This is a genomic window from Pseudomonas sp. Z3-6 (assembly GCF_051131985.1).
GTDB classification, from domain to species: Bacteria; Pseudomonadota; Gammaproteobacteria; order Pseudomonadales; family Pseudomonadaceae; genus Aquipseudomonas; species Aquipseudomonas zanjanensis.
Genome location: NZ_CP071644.1, coordinates 529,286 through 545,159, shown reverse-complemented (window position 1 = coordinate 545,159; position 15,874 = coordinate 529,286). Strand labels below are relative to the sequence as shown.

The 15,874-nt window shown below is 61.3% G+C and carries 12 protein-coding genes and 1 pseudogene; 7 read left to right on the top strand and 6 right to left on the bottom strand.

Annotation, left to right across the window (positions count from 1 at the left end; all coding sequences use genetic code 11):
- Nucleotides 1-113: 113 nt before the first annotated feature.
- Entirely contained in the window at nt 114-2,111 is a 1,998-nt protein-coding gene (tkt, locus tag J3P88_RS02455; protein WP_186707097.1) for a transketolase, read from the bottom strand.
- Nucleotides 2,112-2,381: 270 nt separating this feature from the next.
- Between tkt and J3P88_RS02450 the strand changes: the two are divergent.
- Nucleotides 2,382-3,376 (top strand): annotated as a pseudogene (locus J3P88_RS02450) (ArsR/SmtB family transcription factor).
- A gap of 19 nt (nt 3,377-3,395) precedes the next feature.
- Nucleotides 3,396-4,586, top strand: a complete 1,191-nt coding sequence (metK, locus tag J3P88_RS02445; protein WP_186729192.1) for a methionine adenosyltransferase — start codon at nt 3,396-3,398, stop codon at nt 4,584-4,586.
- A 219-nt stretch (nt 4,587-4,805) separates the two neighbouring features.
- Here metK and J3P88_RS02440 read toward each other — a convergent pair whose 3' ends face one another.
- Nucleotides 4,806-5,426, bottom strand: coding sequence for a LysE family translocator (locus tag J3P88_RS02440; protein WP_186707094.1), 621 nt, complete (start codon nt 5,424-5,426; stop codon nt 4,806-4,808).
- A 207-nt stretch (nt 5,427-5,633) separates the two neighbouring features.
- Between J3P88_RS02440 and ligB the strand changes: the two genes are divergently transcribed.
- Nucleotides 5,634-7,307 (top strand): NAD-dependent DNA ligase LigB, encoded by a 1,674-nt coding sequence (gene ligB, locus J3P88_RS02435; RefSeq protein WP_434573815.1) that lies wholly within the window; start codon nt 5,634-5,636, stop codon nt 7,305-7,307.
- Nucleotides 7,308-7,397: 90 nt separating this feature from the next.
- Nucleotides 7,398-7,793, top strand: a complete 396-nt coding sequence (locus J3P88_RS02430; RefSeq protein WP_186707092.1) for a DUF1090 domain-containing protein — start codon at nt 7,398-7,400, stop codon at nt 7,791-7,793.
- Nucleotides 7,794-7,881: 88 nt separating this feature from the next.
- On the opposite strand, the gene J3P88_RS02425 is transcribed toward J3P88_RS02430, so the two are convergent.
- Nucleotides 7,882-8,331, bottom strand: a complete 450-nt coding sequence (locus tag J3P88_RS02425; protein ID WP_434573813.1) for a c-type cytochrome — start codon at nt 8,329-8,331, stop codon at nt 7,882-7,884.
- Between the two features lie 125 nt (nt 8,332-8,456).
- Here J3P88_RS02425 and mltA point away from each other — a divergent pair, with 125 nt between their 5' ends.
- Nucleotides 8,457-9,644 (top strand): murein transglycosylase A, encoded by a 1,188-nt coding sequence (gene mltA, locus J3P88_RS02420; protein ID WP_434573811.1) that lies wholly within the window; start codon nt 8,457-8,459, stop codon nt 9,642-9,644.
- Between the two features lie 154 nt (nt 9,645-9,798).
- Here mltA and J3P88_RS02415 read toward each other — a convergent pair whose 3' ends face one another.
- The gene (locus J3P88_RS02415) at nt 9,799-10,182 is read right to left on the bottom strand and encodes an MAPEG family protein (protein WP_186707089.1); all 384 of its coding nucleotides are present in this window, start codon (nt 10,180-10,182) and stop codon (nt 9,799-9,801) included.
- A gap of 50 nt (nt 10,183-10,232) precedes the next feature.
- Nucleotides 10,233-11,066 carry an EamA family transporter gene (locus J3P88_RS02410; RefSeq protein ID WP_186707088.1) on the bottom strand — a complete coding sequence of 278 codons (834 nt, stop codon included), beginning with the start codon at nt 11,064-11,066 and terminating at the stop codon, nt 10,233-10,235.
- A gap of 302 nt (nt 11,067-11,368) precedes the next feature.
- On the opposite strand from J3P88_RS02410, the gene J3P88_RS02405 reads away from it, so the two are divergent.
- Together J3P88_RS02405 and J3P88_RS02400 are read left to right on the top strand one after the other, a co-directional pair.
- On the top strand, nt 11,369-12,529 hold the full coding sequence (locus tag J3P88_RS02405; protein ID WP_434573808.1) for an MFS transporter: 1,161 nt from the start codon (nt 11,369-11,371) through the stop codon (nt 12,527-12,529).
- A gap of 449 nt (nt 12,530-12,978) precedes the next feature.
- Nucleotides 12,979-14,712 (top strand): patatin-like phospholipase family protein, encoded by a 1,734-nt coding sequence (locus J3P88_RS02400; protein WP_434573806.1) that lies wholly within the window; start codon nt 12,979-12,981, stop codon nt 14,710-14,712.
- 4 nt (nt 14,713-14,716) lie between these two features.
- Here the strand turns inward: J3P88_RS02400 and J3P88_RS02395 are convergent, their stop codons facing one another.
- On the bottom strand, nt 14,717-15,598 hold the full coding sequence (locus tag J3P88_RS02395) for a formate/nitrite transporter family protein (protein ID WP_186729198.1): 882 nt from the start codon (nt 15,596-15,598) through the stop codon (nt 14,717-14,719).
- Nucleotides 15,599-15,874: the final 276 nt, after the last annotated feature.

The following is a 15,874-nucleotide window of genomic DNA, read 5'->3' as shown; positions in this document are numbered from 1 at the left end:
GTTGCCTGAGCCACCGCCTTCGCGAGCAAGCCCGCTCCCACATGAGATTGCATTCCAAATGTGGGAGCGGGCTTGCTCGCGAAGGCGGCAGTCCAGACGACGCAACTTTCGGATCAGTCTTCCAGCAGCTCTTCCGCCTGACCCAGGATGTTTTCCAGGGTGAAGCCAAACTCCTCGAACAGCGCCGGCGCAGGTGCCGATTCGCCGTAGGTGGTCATGCCGATCACGCGGCCTTCCAGGCCCACGTACTTGTACCAGTAATCGGCATGGGCAGCCTCGATGGCGATCCGCGCACTGACCTGCAGCGGCAACACCGCTTGCTTGTAACCGGCGTCCTGGGCGTCGAACACGCTGGTGCACGGCATGGACACTACGCGTACGTTGCGGCCCTGCTCGGTCAGCTTGTCATAGGCCTGGACGGCCAGGCCGACTTCGGAACCGGTGGCAATCAGGATCAGCTCAGGCTCGCCAATGCAATCCTTGAGCACGTAGCCGCCGCGCGCGATGTCGCCGATCTGGTCGGCACCGCGGTTCTGGTGCTGCAGGTTCTGGCGCGAAAAGATCAGTGCCGACGGACCGTCGTTACGCTCGAGGGCGTATTTCCAGGCCACCGCCGATTCCACGGCATCGCAAGGACGCCAGGTGTCCAGGTTCGGCGTGCAACGCAGGCTCGCCAGTTGCTCGATCGGCTGGTGCGTCGGGCCGTCTTCGCCCAAGCCGATGGAGTCATGGGTGAACACATACAGGATGCGTTTTTTCATCAACGCCGACATGCGCACGGCGTTGCGGGCGTATTCCATGAACATCAGGAAGGTCGCGCCGTAAGGCACCAGGCCGCCGTGCAGCGCGACACCGTTCATGATCGCGCTCATGCCGAACTCACGAACGCCGTAGTACATGTAGTTGCCGCTGGCGTCTTCGGCGCTGACACCTTTGCAGCCTTTCCACAGGGTCAGGTTGGAACCGGCCAGGTCGGCCGAACCGCCCAGCAGTTCCGGCAGCAACGGGCCGAAGGCGTTCAGGGTGTTCTGGCTGGCCTTGCGGCTGGCAATGGTTTCGCCCTTGGCGGCGACTTCTGCGATGTACGCCGAGGCTTTTTCGGCGAAATCGGCCGGCAACTCACCGCTGAGGCGACGCACCAGCTCGTTGGCCAGCTCAGGGAATTCGGCGGAATAGGCGGCGAAACGCTGGTCCCACTCGGCTTCGAGGGCGCGGCCTTTTTCCTTGGCATCCCATTCGGCATAGATGTCGGCCGGGATTTCGAACGGGCCATGGTTCCACTTCAGCGCAGCGCGGGTCAGGGCGATTTCCTCGGCGCCCAGTGGCGCGCCGTGGCAGTCTTCCTTGCCCTGCTTGTTCGGCGAGCCGAAACCGATGGTGGTCTTGCAGCAGATCAGGGTCGGCTGGGAGCTCTTGCGAGCCGTCTCGATGGCAATCTTGATCTCTTCCGGATCGTGGCCGTCGACGTTGCGGATCACCAGCCAGTTGTAGGCTTCGAAGCGCTTGGGGGTGTCGTCGGTGAACCAGCCTTCGACTTCGCCGTCGATGGAGATGCCGTTGTCGTCGTAGAACGCGATCAGCTTGTCCAGGCCCAGGGTGCCGGCCAGGGAGGCGACTTCATGGGAAATGCCTTCCATCATGCAGCCATCACCCAGGAACACGTAAGTGTGGTGATCGACGACGTTATGACCAGGGCGGTTGAACTGCGCGGCCAGGACTTTTTCCGCCAGGGCAAAACCCACGGCGTTGGCCAGGCCCTGGCCCAATGGACCGGTGGTGGTTTCCACGCCCGGGGTGTAGCCGTATTCCGGGTGGCCCGGGGTGCGGCTGTGCAACTGGCGGAAGTTCTTCAGGTCATCGATCGACAGGTCATAGCCGGTCAGGTGCAGCAGCGAGTAGATCAACATCGAGCCGTGACCGTTGGACAGTACGAAACGGTCACGGTCGGCGAAGGCTGGGTTGCTCGGGCTGTGCTTGAGGTAGTCGCGCCAAAGCACCTCGGCGATATCCGCCATACCCATGGGGGCACCGGGATGGCCGCTGTTGGCTTTCTGCACGGCATCCATGCTGAGGGCACGAATGGCATTGGCACGCTCACGACGGCTGGGCATCGCTGTTCTCCTGCGGGTATTGAATCGAGAATGAATAAAACGAAACTGAAAAAGGCGAGCATTTTCCCTCACCCACCCGCCCCGGGGCAATGACAGATAGTCATCCATGAGCGTTTTTCCGGTGGATAAAGTCGCATTCGCCAGGTGAAACCTTTCCGCTGATGTGTTGTAGAGTCAAGCACGGGTTGGGAAGTGCCATTTATCCACCAATATCAAAACTTTTTGATATTGACCTTGCGGCGATCCAAACCCCTCACTAGACTGCCGCTCATGAACTTACCCGCGCCCACCATTCGCCATGACGACTGCGATGAGCTGGCGGCCCTTTGCAAGGCCGGCGGCGATCCGTTGCGGCTCAATGTTTTGCGCGCCCTGGCCAACGATTCGTTCGGCGTGCTGGAACTGGCGCAGATCTTCGGCATCGGTCAGTCCGGTATGAGCCATCACCTCAAGGTCCTGGCCCAGGCCGACCTGGTGGCGACTCGCCGGGAAGGCAACGCCATCTTCTATCGCCGCGCCCTACCCCACACCGACCTGTTGGGCGGCAAGCTGCACGCGGCGCTGCTGGACGAAGTGGACGCGCTGGCCCTGCCGAGCGACGTACAGGCTCGCATCGCCCAGGTCCACGGCCAACGGGCCGCTGCCAGCCAGGACTTCTTCGCACGGGTCGCCGAGAAGTTTCGCGCCCAGCAAGACCTGATCGCCGGACTGCCGCAATACCGCGAAAGCGTCGTGGCACTGCTCGATAAATTGAGCTTCGAGCCCACGGCCACGGCGATCGAAGTCGGCCCCGGCGACGGTGCGTTCCTGCCGGAGCTGGCGCGACGCTTCAGCCAAGTGACGGCGCTGGACAACAGCCCGGCCATGCTCGAACTGGCGCGCCAGGTCTGTGAGCGCGAGGCCCTGGCTAACGTCCGCCTGCAACTGGCCGATGCATTGGATGGCATGAACAAGCAGGCTGACTGCGTTGTATTGAATATGGTGCTGCATCATTTCGCCGCGCCGGCCGAGGCACTCAAGCACATGGCCGGCCTGCTGCAACCGGGCGGCAGCCTGCTGGTGACCGAGTTATGCAGCCACAACCAGAGTTGGGCCAGGGAAGCCTGCGGCGATCTCTGGCTCGGCTTTGAACAAGACGACCTGGCCCGCTGGGCCACCACAGCGGGCCTCGTGCCCGGGGAAAGCCTCTATATAGGCTTACGTAATGGTTTCCAGATCCAGGTTCGCCACTTTCAGCGGCCACTGGCGACACTCACCAACGGTAACTTGTAGGAAAACATCGAGATGAGCGAATACTCCCTTTTCACCTCCGAGTCCGTGTCTGAAGGGCATCCGGACAAAATCGCCGACCAGATTTCTGATGCGGTGCTGGACGCCATCATTGCTGAAGACAAGTTCGCCCGCGTGGCGTGCGAGACTCTGGTGAAAACGGGCGTGGCGATCATCGCCGGCGAAGTCACCACCTCGGCCTGGGTCGACCTGGAACAGATCGTCCGCGACGTCATCCTGGGCATTGGCTACGACAGCTCCGACGTCGGCTTCGACGGCGCGACCTGCGGCGTGATGAACATCATCGGCAAGCAGTCCCCCGACATCAACCAGGGCGTTGATCGGGCCAAGCCAGAAGACCAGGGCGCCGGCGACCAGGGCCTGATGTTCGGCTACGCCAGCAACGAGACCGACGTGCTGATGCCGGCCCCGATCACGTTCTCGCACCAGTTGGTCCAGCGCCAGGCCGAGGCCCGTAAATCCGGCCTGCTGCCGTGGTTGCGTCCGGACGCCAAGTCCCAGGTGACCTGCCGTTACGAAGGCGGCAAGGTGGTTGGCATCGACGCTGTCGTCCTGTCGACCCAGCACAACCCTGATGTGTCCTACAAAGACCTGCGCGAAGGCGTGATGGAACTGATCGTCAAGCACGTGCTGCCTGCCGAGCTGCTGTCCAAGGACACCCAGTTCCACATCAACCCGACCGGCCAGTTCATCATCGGCGGCCCGGTGGGCGACTGCGGCCTGACCGGTCGCAAGATCATCGTCGACAGCTACGGCGGCATGGCCCGTCACGGCGGCGGCGCGTTCTCCGGCAAGGACCCTTCCAAGGTTGACCGTTCGGCCGCCTACGCCGGTCGTTATGTCGCCAAGAACATCGTGGCCGCCGGTCTGGCCGAGCGTTGCGAGATCCAGGTGTCCTACGCCATTGGCGTGGCCCAGCCTACGTCGATCTCGCTGAACACCTTCGGCACCGGCAAGATCGGCGATGACAAGATCATCAACCTGGTCCGTGAAGTGTTCGACCTGCGTCCGTACGCCATCACCAAGATGCTCGACCTGCTGCACCCGATGTACCAGGACACTGCTGCCTACGGCCACTTCGGTCGCACGCCACAGACCAAGACCGTGGGTGACGACACCTTCACCACGTTCACCTGGGAAAAAACCGACCGCGCCGACGCCCTGCGCGCCGCTGCCGGCCTGTAACACCCGCCTGTAAAAAAGCCCCTGGCGACTCGGTCGCCAGGGGCTTTTTCATGCCCTGGGTTCACCACCACACACTGTGGCGAGGGAGCTTGCTCCCGCTGGGGCGCGAAGCGCCCCCCCTCAGCCCTCAGGTGTATTGAGTTGCCCGGACTACTGATTGGGGCTGCTTCGCACCCCAGCGGGAGCAAGCTCCCTCGCCACAAAGACTTAACGCAATATTCACGATCGCCGTGCCACCAGCAAAAACGAAGCCGCGCTGGCGAGCAGCCCTGCACACATCCGGTTAAACAGGCGCTTACCGCTGGGCCGGGCAAACAGCCGCCGTGCGTAAATGCCCATGTAGCAATACAGCCCGATGGCGATGCACTCCAGCACCAGGAACAAGCCACCCAGCACGGCGAATTGTTGGGTAACGGTGCCGGTACGGTCGACGAATTGCGGCAGGAACGCAGTAAACAACAGGATCGCCTTCGGATTCCCGATCGCCACCAGGAACTCCTGGCGTGCCAGGCCGGCTCGGCTCATCGAGGCGAGCCCGGCTTCGTTGTCGGCCTCAGGCTGGGCCCGCCACAACTGCACGGCCAGGTAGAACAGGTAACCGGCACCGACGAGCTTGATCCCCAGGAACAGCAACTCCGAGGTGTGCAGCACAGCGGTGAGCCCCACCGCCGCCAGGGCGATCATGATTGCAAACGCCAGCAACCGACCGACACCGCCGCCGCACGCCCGGACGAAGCCATAACGCGAGGCGTTACTGATGGAGAGCAGGTTGTTCGGCCCTGGCGCCATGTTCAGCGCAAAGCAGGCCGGAATGAAAACAGCGAGGGTCGACAGGTCCATTTCGAGCGTTCCAGGCGGAGGCGGATCGAAGGTTCATTCTGCACCGGTCATCGAGGGGTTCAAGGGACAGTTGCGCGGCTAAATCGCGTCGGACTGTACCGCCGCGATTTAGCCATCAGACGCCGCAAAATCCGGTAACGCTCCGGGCCTCGCAACGATCAAGACACTGACTAGCCTTGAGGTACTCAACCAAGCAAGGATGCTTCGATGCCACCGTTCCTGCATGCCCTCGCCTGTCTCGTCTTCATCGCTATTCCCGCGGTTGCTGCGCCCTGTCCCGACTGGCCTGTTGAACGTGCCCAGGCCGAGATCGCCGCACTGCAACAGCAGATCGACACCTGGGACGACAGTTACCACCGCCTCGGCCAGACGCTGGTGGCCGATGAGCTTTATGACCAGTCCCGCAACCAGTTGGGCCAATGGCGCGGTTGCTTCCACCTCGCGGCGCCCGATGATCCCCTGCGCTCGGCGGGCGGAAAGGTGCCACACCCCATCGTCCATACCGGCCTGGAAAAACTCAAGGACGCCGACGCCGTGGAGGCTTGGCTGCAGGGTCGGGAGGACGTCTGGGCGCAGCCGAAAATCGATGGCGTGGCGGTCTCCCTGGTTTACCGCAAGGGCCGCCTGCACCAGGCGATCAGCCGCGGCGATGGTGTCCAGGGGCATGACTGGACCACAAATGCGCGCAAGATCGGCGCCATCCCGCAACAACTGCACCAGCCCATAGACCTGGTCGTCCAGGGCGAGCTGTACTGGCGGCTGCTGGACCATGTCCAAGCCAACAGCGGCAGCGTGAACGCCCGCGGCACCATGGCGGGTTTGATGGCGCGCGATAGCCTGACTGTGCAAGACGGAATCTATATCGGCCTGTTTATCTGGGAATGGCCTGAAGGACCGGACACCCTGCCCGAGCGGATGGCCGCGCTGCACAAGTTGGGTTTCGCCGACACCCGCGACTACCACCAGCCCGTCCGGGCATTGGCCGATGCCCAGCAGTGGCGCGACCACTGGTATCGCACACCGTTGCCCTTCGCCAGCGACGGAATCGTTCTGCGCCAGAGCCGCCGCCCACCCTCCGACCGCTGGCAGGCCAGGGCGCCGTTCTGGAGCGTGGCCTGGAAATACCCGTATGCCCAGGCTTTGGCCGAAGTGCGCAAGGTGCACTTCAAGGTCGGTCGTACGGGGCGTATCACCCCCGTACTGGAGCTTGAACGCATCCGGCTCGACGACCGGTGGATTCGCCGGGTGAGCGTCAGCTCTCTCAAGCGCTGGGAGGAGATGGACATCCGCCCCGGCGACCGGGTCGCCATCAGCCTGGCCGGGCTGACCATCCCACGCCTCGACGAAGTGGTACTGCGCAGCCTCGAACGCCAGGACGTCAATGCCCCCACGGCGAGCGATCATCACTTCTTGAGTTGCTGGCAAGCGACGCCCGGTTGTGAAAGCCAATTCCTCGCACGCCTGAACTGGCTCAGCGGCAAGCACGGGCTTGCCCTGCCCCATGTCGGCCCCGGCACCTGGGAAAAACTCCTGGCTGCCGGTCGACTCAACGGATTACTGGATTGGTTGACCCTCGACGCCGCCGAGCTTGCTAACATTGGCGGCTTCGGCGAGCGCAGTAGCGTCCGCCTGCTCGCCAGCCTGGACAGCGCCCGACAACGCCCTTTCGGACAATGGCTCAAGGCCTTGGGCCTGCCGCCCAGCGGTCAGGCACGACTGGAAGGGCCGTGGCAGAAGCTGGCCGAACGCAGTACCGAACAATGGCAAGCCGAAGCCGGCATCGGACCGGGACGCGCCGCGCAATTGAGCGCCTTTTTTCGCGACCCGCAGGTACTGGCCTTGAGTGACGAATTACGCACCGCCGGGGTCGACGGTTTTTAATCCGACGCCCGTGCGGTTGAACCCAAGGGGCAAGCATGCGTTCCAACAGCGCATCTGCACCGACCGCTCGCGATTTTTTACGGAGTTGCTATGAATTTCCTGTCCCCCGCTGCCCTGCTGCTCTTGTGCAGCGCCATGGCCGCCCCTTTGATGGCGGACGAGCAAACCCCGGAACTCACCGGTTGCGCGGCCAAGCGCCAGGGCATCATCAACCAGATCGAACTGGCCAAGTCCCGTGGCAACCAGGATCAGCAGGCTGGCCTGGAAACGGCCCTGAACGAAGTCACCACCCATTGCACCGATGCTTCCTTGCGCAAGGAGCGGGAAAACAAGGTGCTCGATGCCAAGCACGAGGTCAGCCGGCGCCAGGCCGACCTGGAAAAGGCCATGAAGAAAGGCGATGCCGAGCGGATCAACAAACGCAAGGACAAGCTGGCGGCCTCCCGCAAGGAGCTGCAGGAAGCGGTGGATGAGTTGGATAAGTAGGTTCTAGCTGCAAGTTTCTAGCTGCAAGCTGCAAGTTCAAAGCGCCACGCTTGCAGCTTTCAGCTTGAAGCTTGCAACTGCTCCACCATCAATAATCCCGAAACTCTTTATGACAGGCACTGCACGCATCCTCGACCTTCTGCACCGCCGGCCCCAGGTTGCTGGCCCGGTAGGGCTGGACCTTGCTGACGATCACCAACTCACCGGTGGCTGCTTCAAGGTTGCGGGCCAGCTCCTGGAAGCGCGCCTGTTTTTGCCAGACTTCATCCCGGGCGCTGGTGTGGTCTTGCTCGCGTACTTGTGGGAAGTGTTTCCACGGCTCATGGGACAGTTGGTCCAGTTGTGCCGCACCCTCGGCGAAACGTGCGCCGTCAAACGGTACTCGGCCACGCAACATGCCGCCCAGTTCCTCGTTGGTCTTGAGCATCTGCTTGAAGATCGTCTTGCGCTGGCCCAGGGGAGAATTGGGATCGACGCCGCCACAGGCGGACAACATCAGACAGGCCAGCATGGCCATGGAAAATCGTTTTACAAACATCTTGGCCTCGGGGCAGGAAACGGCGATTAGTATCCTCGGATCACCGGTAAAGACCAATGCCCCTATCAACAATACGGGTTGTTCGAGCACCTGACAGTGTTCGAATGGCTGCAAAGGAAATCTTCATGAACAGCCGCATCAAGCCCTGGCACAAAGGCCTGGCATTGACCCTACCGCTGATCGCCCTGTTGGCCGGTTGCAATCGCGGTGAAAAGGTCGAGGAACCGCAGACCCATGCGCTCGCCACCTACGTCAGCGCCCCCTGGGAGGCGTTGCCAACGGTGTCCGATGCAGACCTGCTGGCCGGTTTCGGTTCCTGGCGTAGCGCATGCACCCGGCTCAAGGCCGACGCGGTGTGGGGCGCGACCTGCGCGGCGGCGGCCAACGTGCCGCTGACGGCTGTGGCGGTACGCAGTTTCCTGAAACAAAACCTGGACGTCTATGGCCTGCGCTCGGGAGACAACAGCCCCAACGGCCTGATTACCGGCTATTACGAACCGGTCTACCCCGGCAGCCTCACCCAGACCGCCACGGCGAATATCCCGGTTTACGGCGTGCCGGAAGACATGATCATTGTGTCGCTGGACAGCATCTACCCTGAGCTCAAGGGTAAACGCCTGCGCGGACGCCTCGAAGGCCGGGTGCTCAAGCCGTACGACGATGCAGCCACCATCGAAACCAACGGGGTGAAGGCACCGGTCATTGCCTGGCTGACCGACCCCATGAACCTGCAGTTCCTGCAAATCCAAGGTTCAGGGCGCATTCAGCTCGCTGATGGCCGCCAACTGCGCATCGGTTATGCCGACCAGAACGGCCACCCTTACCGCCCCATCGGCCGCTGGCTGGTCGAACAGGGTGAGCTGAAGAAGGAAGACGTGACCATGGGCACTATCAGTGCCTGGGCCAAGGCCAACCCGAACCGCATTCCAGAATTGCTCGGCAGCAACCCCAGCTACGTGTTCTTCAACCGCAACCCCGACAGCAATGAAGGCCCCCGAGGTTCGCTGAATGTGCCGCTGACCGCCGGCTACAGCGTGGCGGTGGACCGCAAGGTGATTCCACTGGGCAGCCTGTTGTGGCTATCCACTACGCGCCCCGACGGCAGCGTCCTGAACCGGCCCGTCGCCGCCCAGGACACCGGCGGTGCAATCACCGGCGAAGTGCGGGCGGACCTGTTCTGGGGCACGGGCGAGGCGGCCGGACAGTTGGCGGGGGATATGAAGCAGCAGGGACAGATCTGGATGCTCTGGCCCAAGGGCATGGCGTTGCCGTCAGTGCCTCAGGTGGCGAATGCAGTAACCGCCAATCCCTGAGGACTGGGTTCACTGGGCGGGCCCTTTCGCGAGCAAGCCCGCTCCCACACGGATTTCGGGTGCTCACAAGTGTTGTGATTCACTGAAGATAAAATGTGGGAGCGGGCTTGCTCGCGAAGAGGCCAGTACAGGCGCCTTGATTTAAGAACCAGGCTCAGACCGAAACAAAGAAGAAACTCAGGACCAACCCCACCCCCACGAACCACACCAGCGACCGCAGAATCGCCCAGTCCGCCAGATAGCAAATGATGTAGAGCAAGCGACTGGTGATGAACAACACCGCCAACACGTTGATGGTAACCAGTTCGGCATTCCCGGCCAGGTGAGCGACGATCACCGCGGCGGCAAAGAACGGGCTGATTTCAAAGCTGTTCAGTTGCGCGGCGAAGGCACGTCGGGGCGCGCCTTCGAGGGAATCCAGAAAATCCCGTGGGTCATGGTTATCCTGCAACCGGTATCTGCCACCAGCCTTGGCGATCCCGACACACAGGTAAGGCAGGAGAAAAGCAATCAACACACACCACAGGGCAACCGTCATACCGCGTTTTCCTTTTTGAGTTTTATATAGAATCGAGCATCAGGCGCCGGTCAGGATTTCATCACCAGCATGCCAATCAGCACCAGCCCGCAGGCTAAGAGCCGTGGCCGGCCAAAAGGTTCTTTAAGGTAGCGCATGCCAAAGAGCACAACCAGGATCACGCTGATCTCCCGCAGCGCCGCCGCTTCGGCGATCGAGCCCAGTTGCATGGCCCACAGCACCAGAGCGTAGCTGAACAATACGCAGAACCCGACCGCCAATCCCAGTCGCCACTGTTCGCGCCAGAACCGCATGAACGCCGGCCGCTTGCCCACCAGCGCCAGTAACGGGAACGGCCAGGCGCTGAGCAGCGTGACCCAGACCAGGTAATCCAGCGGATGGGACCAACGCCGCAAAGCATGCCCGTCGATAAAGGTGTAGCAGCCGATGCACAGGCCGATCAGCGCCACCACCGGCAGCATCGACCAAGGCAGCCGGTCGCCGCCACCGCCCTGCCACAACAGGCAAAGCATGCCGAACGGGATCAGCAAGATACCGATGACCTGCTGGGTCGTCAGGGCTTCACCGGCGAAAATAAACGTCAGGGCCAGCACCACCAGCGGCGACAGGCCGCGCATCAGGGGATAGACCAACCCCAGGTCACCGACCCGATAAGCCTGGATCAGCAAATAACGGTACAACAGCTCGAACGCCGCCGACGCCAGGATCCACGGCCAGATTTCCAATGGCGGCCATGCCACGAAACCCAGGGCCAACGCGACGAACAGCAGGGCGACGCTGTCCATGCATGCCACCACCAGCAAACGCTCGCCACTGAACTTGATCAGCGTATTCCATGCCGCATGCAACAGTGCCGCTACCAACACCAAGGCCGTCGCAAGCACGGCACGCTCCTTGTCTTGTCCCACCGCCCCGTAGGAGCTGCCGAAGGCTGCGATCTTTTGATCTTTCGCTTCAGACTCAATTGTCGGCGGAAAGATCGCAGCCTCGTTGCACTCGTCAGCTCCTACACCAGTAAGGCTCATGAATTGATTCGCTATCGTTTATACTGCAAACCGATCACGCCGCACTCAGTTGCGCATACACCAATACCAATAATTTTGCTGTTGTCCCGTTCACTCGAACCGGGGCGCCGGCATGCGTATGCCTGATCCGGGCGTCAAGACTACAGACAGAGACCTTGCGCATGCCACTCGCCTTGCTTGCTTTGGCCGTTGCCGCTTTTGGCATCGGCACGACTGAATTCGTCATCATGGGCCTGTTGCCCGATGTCGCCCGGGACCTGACCGTGAGTATTCCCCAGGCCGGGCTGCTGATCACCGGCTACGCCCTGGGCGTGGTGTTCGGCGCGCCGATCCTGGCGATCGGCACCGCCAACATGCCGCGCAAGGCCACGCTGCTGGGCATGACCCTGATGTTTATCCTTGGCAACGTGCTCTGCGCCCTGGCGCCGAACTACACCACGCTGATGGCCGCCCGGGTCATCACTGCGTTGTGCCACGGCGCGTTCTTTGGCATTGGATCGGTGGTGGCGGCCGGGCTGGTGGCGCCGAACAAACGGGCCCAGGCGATTGCCATGATGTTCACCGGCTTGACCCTGGCCAACGTGCTGGGCGTCCCGTTGGGCACGGCCCTGGGTCAATACGCCGGCTGGCGCTCGACCTTCTGGGCGGTCTCGATCATCGGCGTGATCGCCGCCGTTGCCCAATGGGTCTGGCTGCCCAAGGAAATCCCCATGGACAAGGCCAACCTGGCCAGCGAATTCAAGGTCCTGGGCAAGGTCGACGTGTTGCTCGCCCTGGGCATGAGCGTGCTGGCCTCCACCAGTTTGTTCAGCGTGTTCACCTACATCGCGCCGATCCTGCAGGACATCACCGGTGTCAGCCCCCACGGCATCACCGTCATGCTGCTGTTATTCGGCATCGGCCTGACGGCGGGCAGCTTCCTTGGCGGACGCCTGGCGGACCGGCGCCTGCTGCCTGCGCTGGTGGGCATGGCCTTGGCCGTGGTGCTGGTGCTGGCCGCGTTCAGCCAGACCAGCCGGTCGGTGATCCCGGCGGCGATCACGCTGGTGCTGTGGGGCGTCTTCGCCTTCGCCCTGTGCCCGATCCTGCAATTGCTGATCATCGACCAGGCCCACGAAGCACCGAACCTCGGCTCTACGTTGAATCAGAGCGCGTTCAATCTCGGCAACGCGGCCGGGGCCTGGATGGGTGGATTGGTGGTCGCCAGCGGTGCCGACCTGGCGGATCTGCCGTGGGCCGGGGCGGCTGTCGGCGGCCTCACGGTATTGACCGCCTTGTTTTTTATCCATCGACAGCGCCGCTTGGCGGCCGTCGCTATTTGAGGGGCTGGGAAATCTGTCCTGCTCGTGAGTGAAAGGGCGACGCTTTGCATCAGACTTTGCCCCTAATCCGCGCGGGCAGTTTTACCTACCTACCTGAAGCCTTGCTCCAGAGGTTTTTCATTGATATCCGCCGGACGCTGTTGCCGCCGACGGATGTTTATCCAATTGAGACACAACGCCATCCGTCTGCGAACTTTGCTTAAAGTCGGCCTCCACCCACGGTTCAAGGAACGAACCAAATGCTAAGCGCAATCTCGCAACACCCCTCTCGCCCTTTTGAAAGCACAGAGCCGCTTGCAAAACAAGCGCACCCTGCCCCTTGCCTATTGGCATTCGACGCGACATACCGATCGATCATTGTCGTTCGAAAGGAAGACGGTAGCGTCCAACTCAGCATGCATCGGCCTCCCATTACGAAACTGGTGCTAAGTGGCGGTGGCGCCAAAGGGATGGCTTATTCCGGACTTGTCGAAGCCCTCGAAGCCAACGGCGTCATGAACGATATCAGAACGATTTCAGGTTCCTCGGCGGGGGCCATATCGGCCGCCATGCTTGCCAACGGCATGAGTCACGCTCGCTTTGACGAGATCCTTGACGCAATCCCCCTCACGTCCTTGCTCGACAGCACCCATACAATTGTTAGAACACTCCAGAACGGATGGTCGAAGCTGGGCGAAAAACTCAAAACCGTTCCGCTGGCGCAACTGCTGTGTGATCTGTTGCCGCGCCTGGGCTCCAAGGGGATGCCGCTGGAGAATTTGATCCGAGAGGAGTCCTGCGCGGCGCTTCTACAACGCTGCAAAGATCACCCGGAACCTCTTTCCAAAGAGGCGCAACAAGCCGTAGCCAATGTGGAAAAGAACCAATACGTCACCTTCGCCGACTTGGCCGTCCTGAGTAAAGAGATCCCACAGATCAAGACCGCGGAAATCACCGGCACCGTCATGTTCGAAGAAGGCACACAATTGGTGGTCTTCAGCGCGGAATCGACCCCCGATATGGACATTGCCGTGGCCGCGCACATTTCGGCGTCGCTGCCGGTGGTGTTCAGCAAACCGACCCTGCAAGGGCAACCGTTCCAACCGATGGACATAGCCACGGCATGTGCCGATGGCGGCATCCTGAACAACACACCGGTACCTGACATCTATAACCCGACGACCTCCATGAGCCCGATCCCGGACAGCGAGTCTTTGATCCTGGTATTCGAGGCGCAAGAGACGAATCCAGAAAACCAGCGAGGCACGGGCATCACGGCCCTAAAGGACAATTTTCTCAATGCACCCCATACGGCCAGCTCTGTATGGAATGCCGATCAACTGAGGCGCTTTGCCGACCAGACCGTCGTCGTACCGCTGAAATCCAATAAAGGTGATTACCGCGGCCTGCTGAGCGGGACAGTCAATTTCGGCATGTCCAAGGAGATCAAGGATCATCTCCAGGAAGAACTGCGCAAGAAAGTCCAAACCCACCTGGACGAGCACAACGCCACTCGACAAACCTTTTTGTTTGACTCGATCGAGGATGCGCTGTTGGCGTTGGGTGACAAGGAATTCGAGCAGCTAAGGACAGAACTGGAAGGCGACGAAGCCTGCGCCGAGGTGATCTTCTTCAGACAAGAGGCAAAAACGGCATTGACGTTGTTGAAGCTGGCGATCCAGAAGGCCAACGACCTCAGCAACCCGCAAGGCGAGTCCCTCCCACTTAAACCCACCCCGCAAATTTCCACTGCCATATGGCAAATCGATCAGTTTGCAACAACACCCGGCCGGCAGGAATGGCTGGCTAAACGCCTCAATCATGGCAATGACCCGGATTTCATGCAGTTCCTGCAGGCCGCCGCCGAGTGGGATAAAGGCGCGCCCAACGCATCCAAGGTGACCCGTCGCGCCGTCGAGCAAATGCACTTGCAGGACATTGCCACGCGCATCCGTTACGCCGCGCAACACGTGCTGAATCCCGCGCGCTATCTCTTCGGCCAGCCCGATCCGAACATTCATCTGATAGACGAGGCCATCCAGAAACTGCAGAAAGTGCCAGAGATCAACAACTCACAGGACCAGAAGAACGCGTTCAACGGAGCACTCGAAGGGGTCATCGCGAACTACAGATCACGCGCCACAGGAATGCCCAATCCGAATTCAACAACCCGCAATACACTGCGCAACATGCAATTCAAATAACCGCCTACTCCGAGTCAATGCGCTGCGCAGGCTTATCGGGGTGCTTATCTTTCGGCGGGCCCACTTCGCTGCGAATCTGTGCATGGCTGATCAACGCAAAGATAAAACTTCCACCGACGATATTGCCTGCCAACGTCGGCCCGGCAAACACCATCCAGAAATCCTCCCAGGACAATTGCCCGGCAAAGACCAGGTAGGACACTTCGGCCGAGCCGACGACGATGTGGGTGAAGTCCCCGAGCGCCATGAGGTAGGTGATCAGGATGATGATCCACATCTTGGCGCTCTCCATGGACGGAATCATCCACACCATGGTGGCGATCATCCAACCGGAAATGATGCCCTTGGCGAACATCTGGCCAGTGTCGTTCTCCATGACCTTGCGACCGATCTCCAGGAAGGCCAGATCGGTGCGCCGGTCAAAAATCGGCAGGTGCAACATCACATAGGCCACCAACAAGGTGCCGCACAGGTTGCCCACCAGCACCACGCCCCATAACCGGAACAATCGACCGAAATTGCCCAAAGTCGGCTTGCTCATGATCGGCAGCACGGCGGTCAGGGTGTTTTCGGTGAACAATTGCTGGCGCGCGAGAATCACCGCTAGAAAGCCTGCGCAGTAACCGAAACTGGCGATCACTTTGAAACCTTCGTGATCCGGTAATCGAGAATTGAGCAAGCCCATCGCCATCAGGGACAGGCCCATGGTCAGCCCGGCCGCCAGCGCCGACCACCACAGCGCGGCGACGCTACGCTCCAGCTCCAGATTGCCTTGGGTGCGGATGATTTCATGCAGCACGGCCGCCCGCGGCGGCTGGTTACGGTCGACTTCGTGCTGCTCCTGAGCCGAAAGGTCCGGGGTCTTGCCTTCTTTGTGGGTGTCCATACAGCTCCTGAAGCCGTGGCGTGATGTACCTACGACACGCGGCGTCCAGCGCTGTTCAGTTACCTCAGCCTGAAACCGCTATCGCGAGCAGGCTCGCTCCCACAGGGGGACGGCGGTGAACACAAATCCCGTGATCACCCCCAAAATAATGTGGGAGCGGGCTCGCTCGCGAAAGCGCCGGGTCAGCTTGCATCGGGGCTGAATGTGCAGCCGCCTTCGCGAGCAAGCCCGCTCCCACAAGGGGAACACAAATCGGGTGATCAACCCGGGCCCCTT

Excerpts from the sequence above, each read along its gene's own strand:
- tkt (WP_186707097.1), bottom strand. The coding sequence starts at position 2,111 with ATGCCCAGCCGTCGTGAGCGTGCCAATGCCATTCGTGCCCTCAGCATG.
- metK (WP_186729192.1), top strand. The coding sequence starts at position 3,396 with ATGAGCGAATACTCCCTTTTCACCTCCGAGTCCGTGTCTGAAGGGCAT.
- J3P88_RS02440 (WP_186707094.1), bottom strand. The coding sequence starts at position 5,426 with ATGGACCTGTCGACCCTCGCTGTTTTCATTCCGGCCTGCTTTGCGCTG.
- ligB (WP_434573815.1), top strand. The coding sequence starts at position 5,634 with ATGCCACCGTTCCTGCATGCCCTCGCCTGTCTCGTCTTCATCGCTATT.
- J3P88_RS02430 (WP_186707092.1), top strand. The coding sequence starts at position 7,398 with ATGAATTTCCTGTCCCCCGCTGCCCTGCTGCTCTTGTGCAGCGCCATG.
- J3P88_RS02425 (WP_434573813.1), bottom strand. The coding sequence starts at position 8,331 with ATGTTTGTAAAACGATTTTCCATGGCCATGCTGGCCTGTCTGATGTTG.
- mltA (WP_434573811.1), top strand. The coding sequence starts at position 8,457 with ATGAACAGCCGCATCAAGCCCTGGCACAAAGGCCTGGCATTGACCCTA.
- J3P88_RS02415 (WP_186707089.1), bottom strand. The coding sequence starts at position 10,182 with ATGACGGTTGCCCTGTGGTGTGTGTTGATTGCTTTTCTCCTGCCTTAC.
- J3P88_RS02405 (WP_434573808.1), top strand. The coding sequence starts at position 11,369 with ATGCCACTCGCCTTGCTTGCTTTGGCCGTTGCCGCTTTTGGCATCGGC.
- J3P88_RS02400 (WP_434573806.1), top strand. The coding sequence starts at position 12,979 with ATGGCTTATTCCGGACTTGTCGAAGCCCTCGAAGCCAACGGCGTCATG.
- J3P88_RS02395 (WP_186729198.1), bottom strand. The coding sequence starts at position 15,598 with ATGGACACCCACAAAGAAGGCAAGACCCCGGACCTTTCGGCTCAGGAG.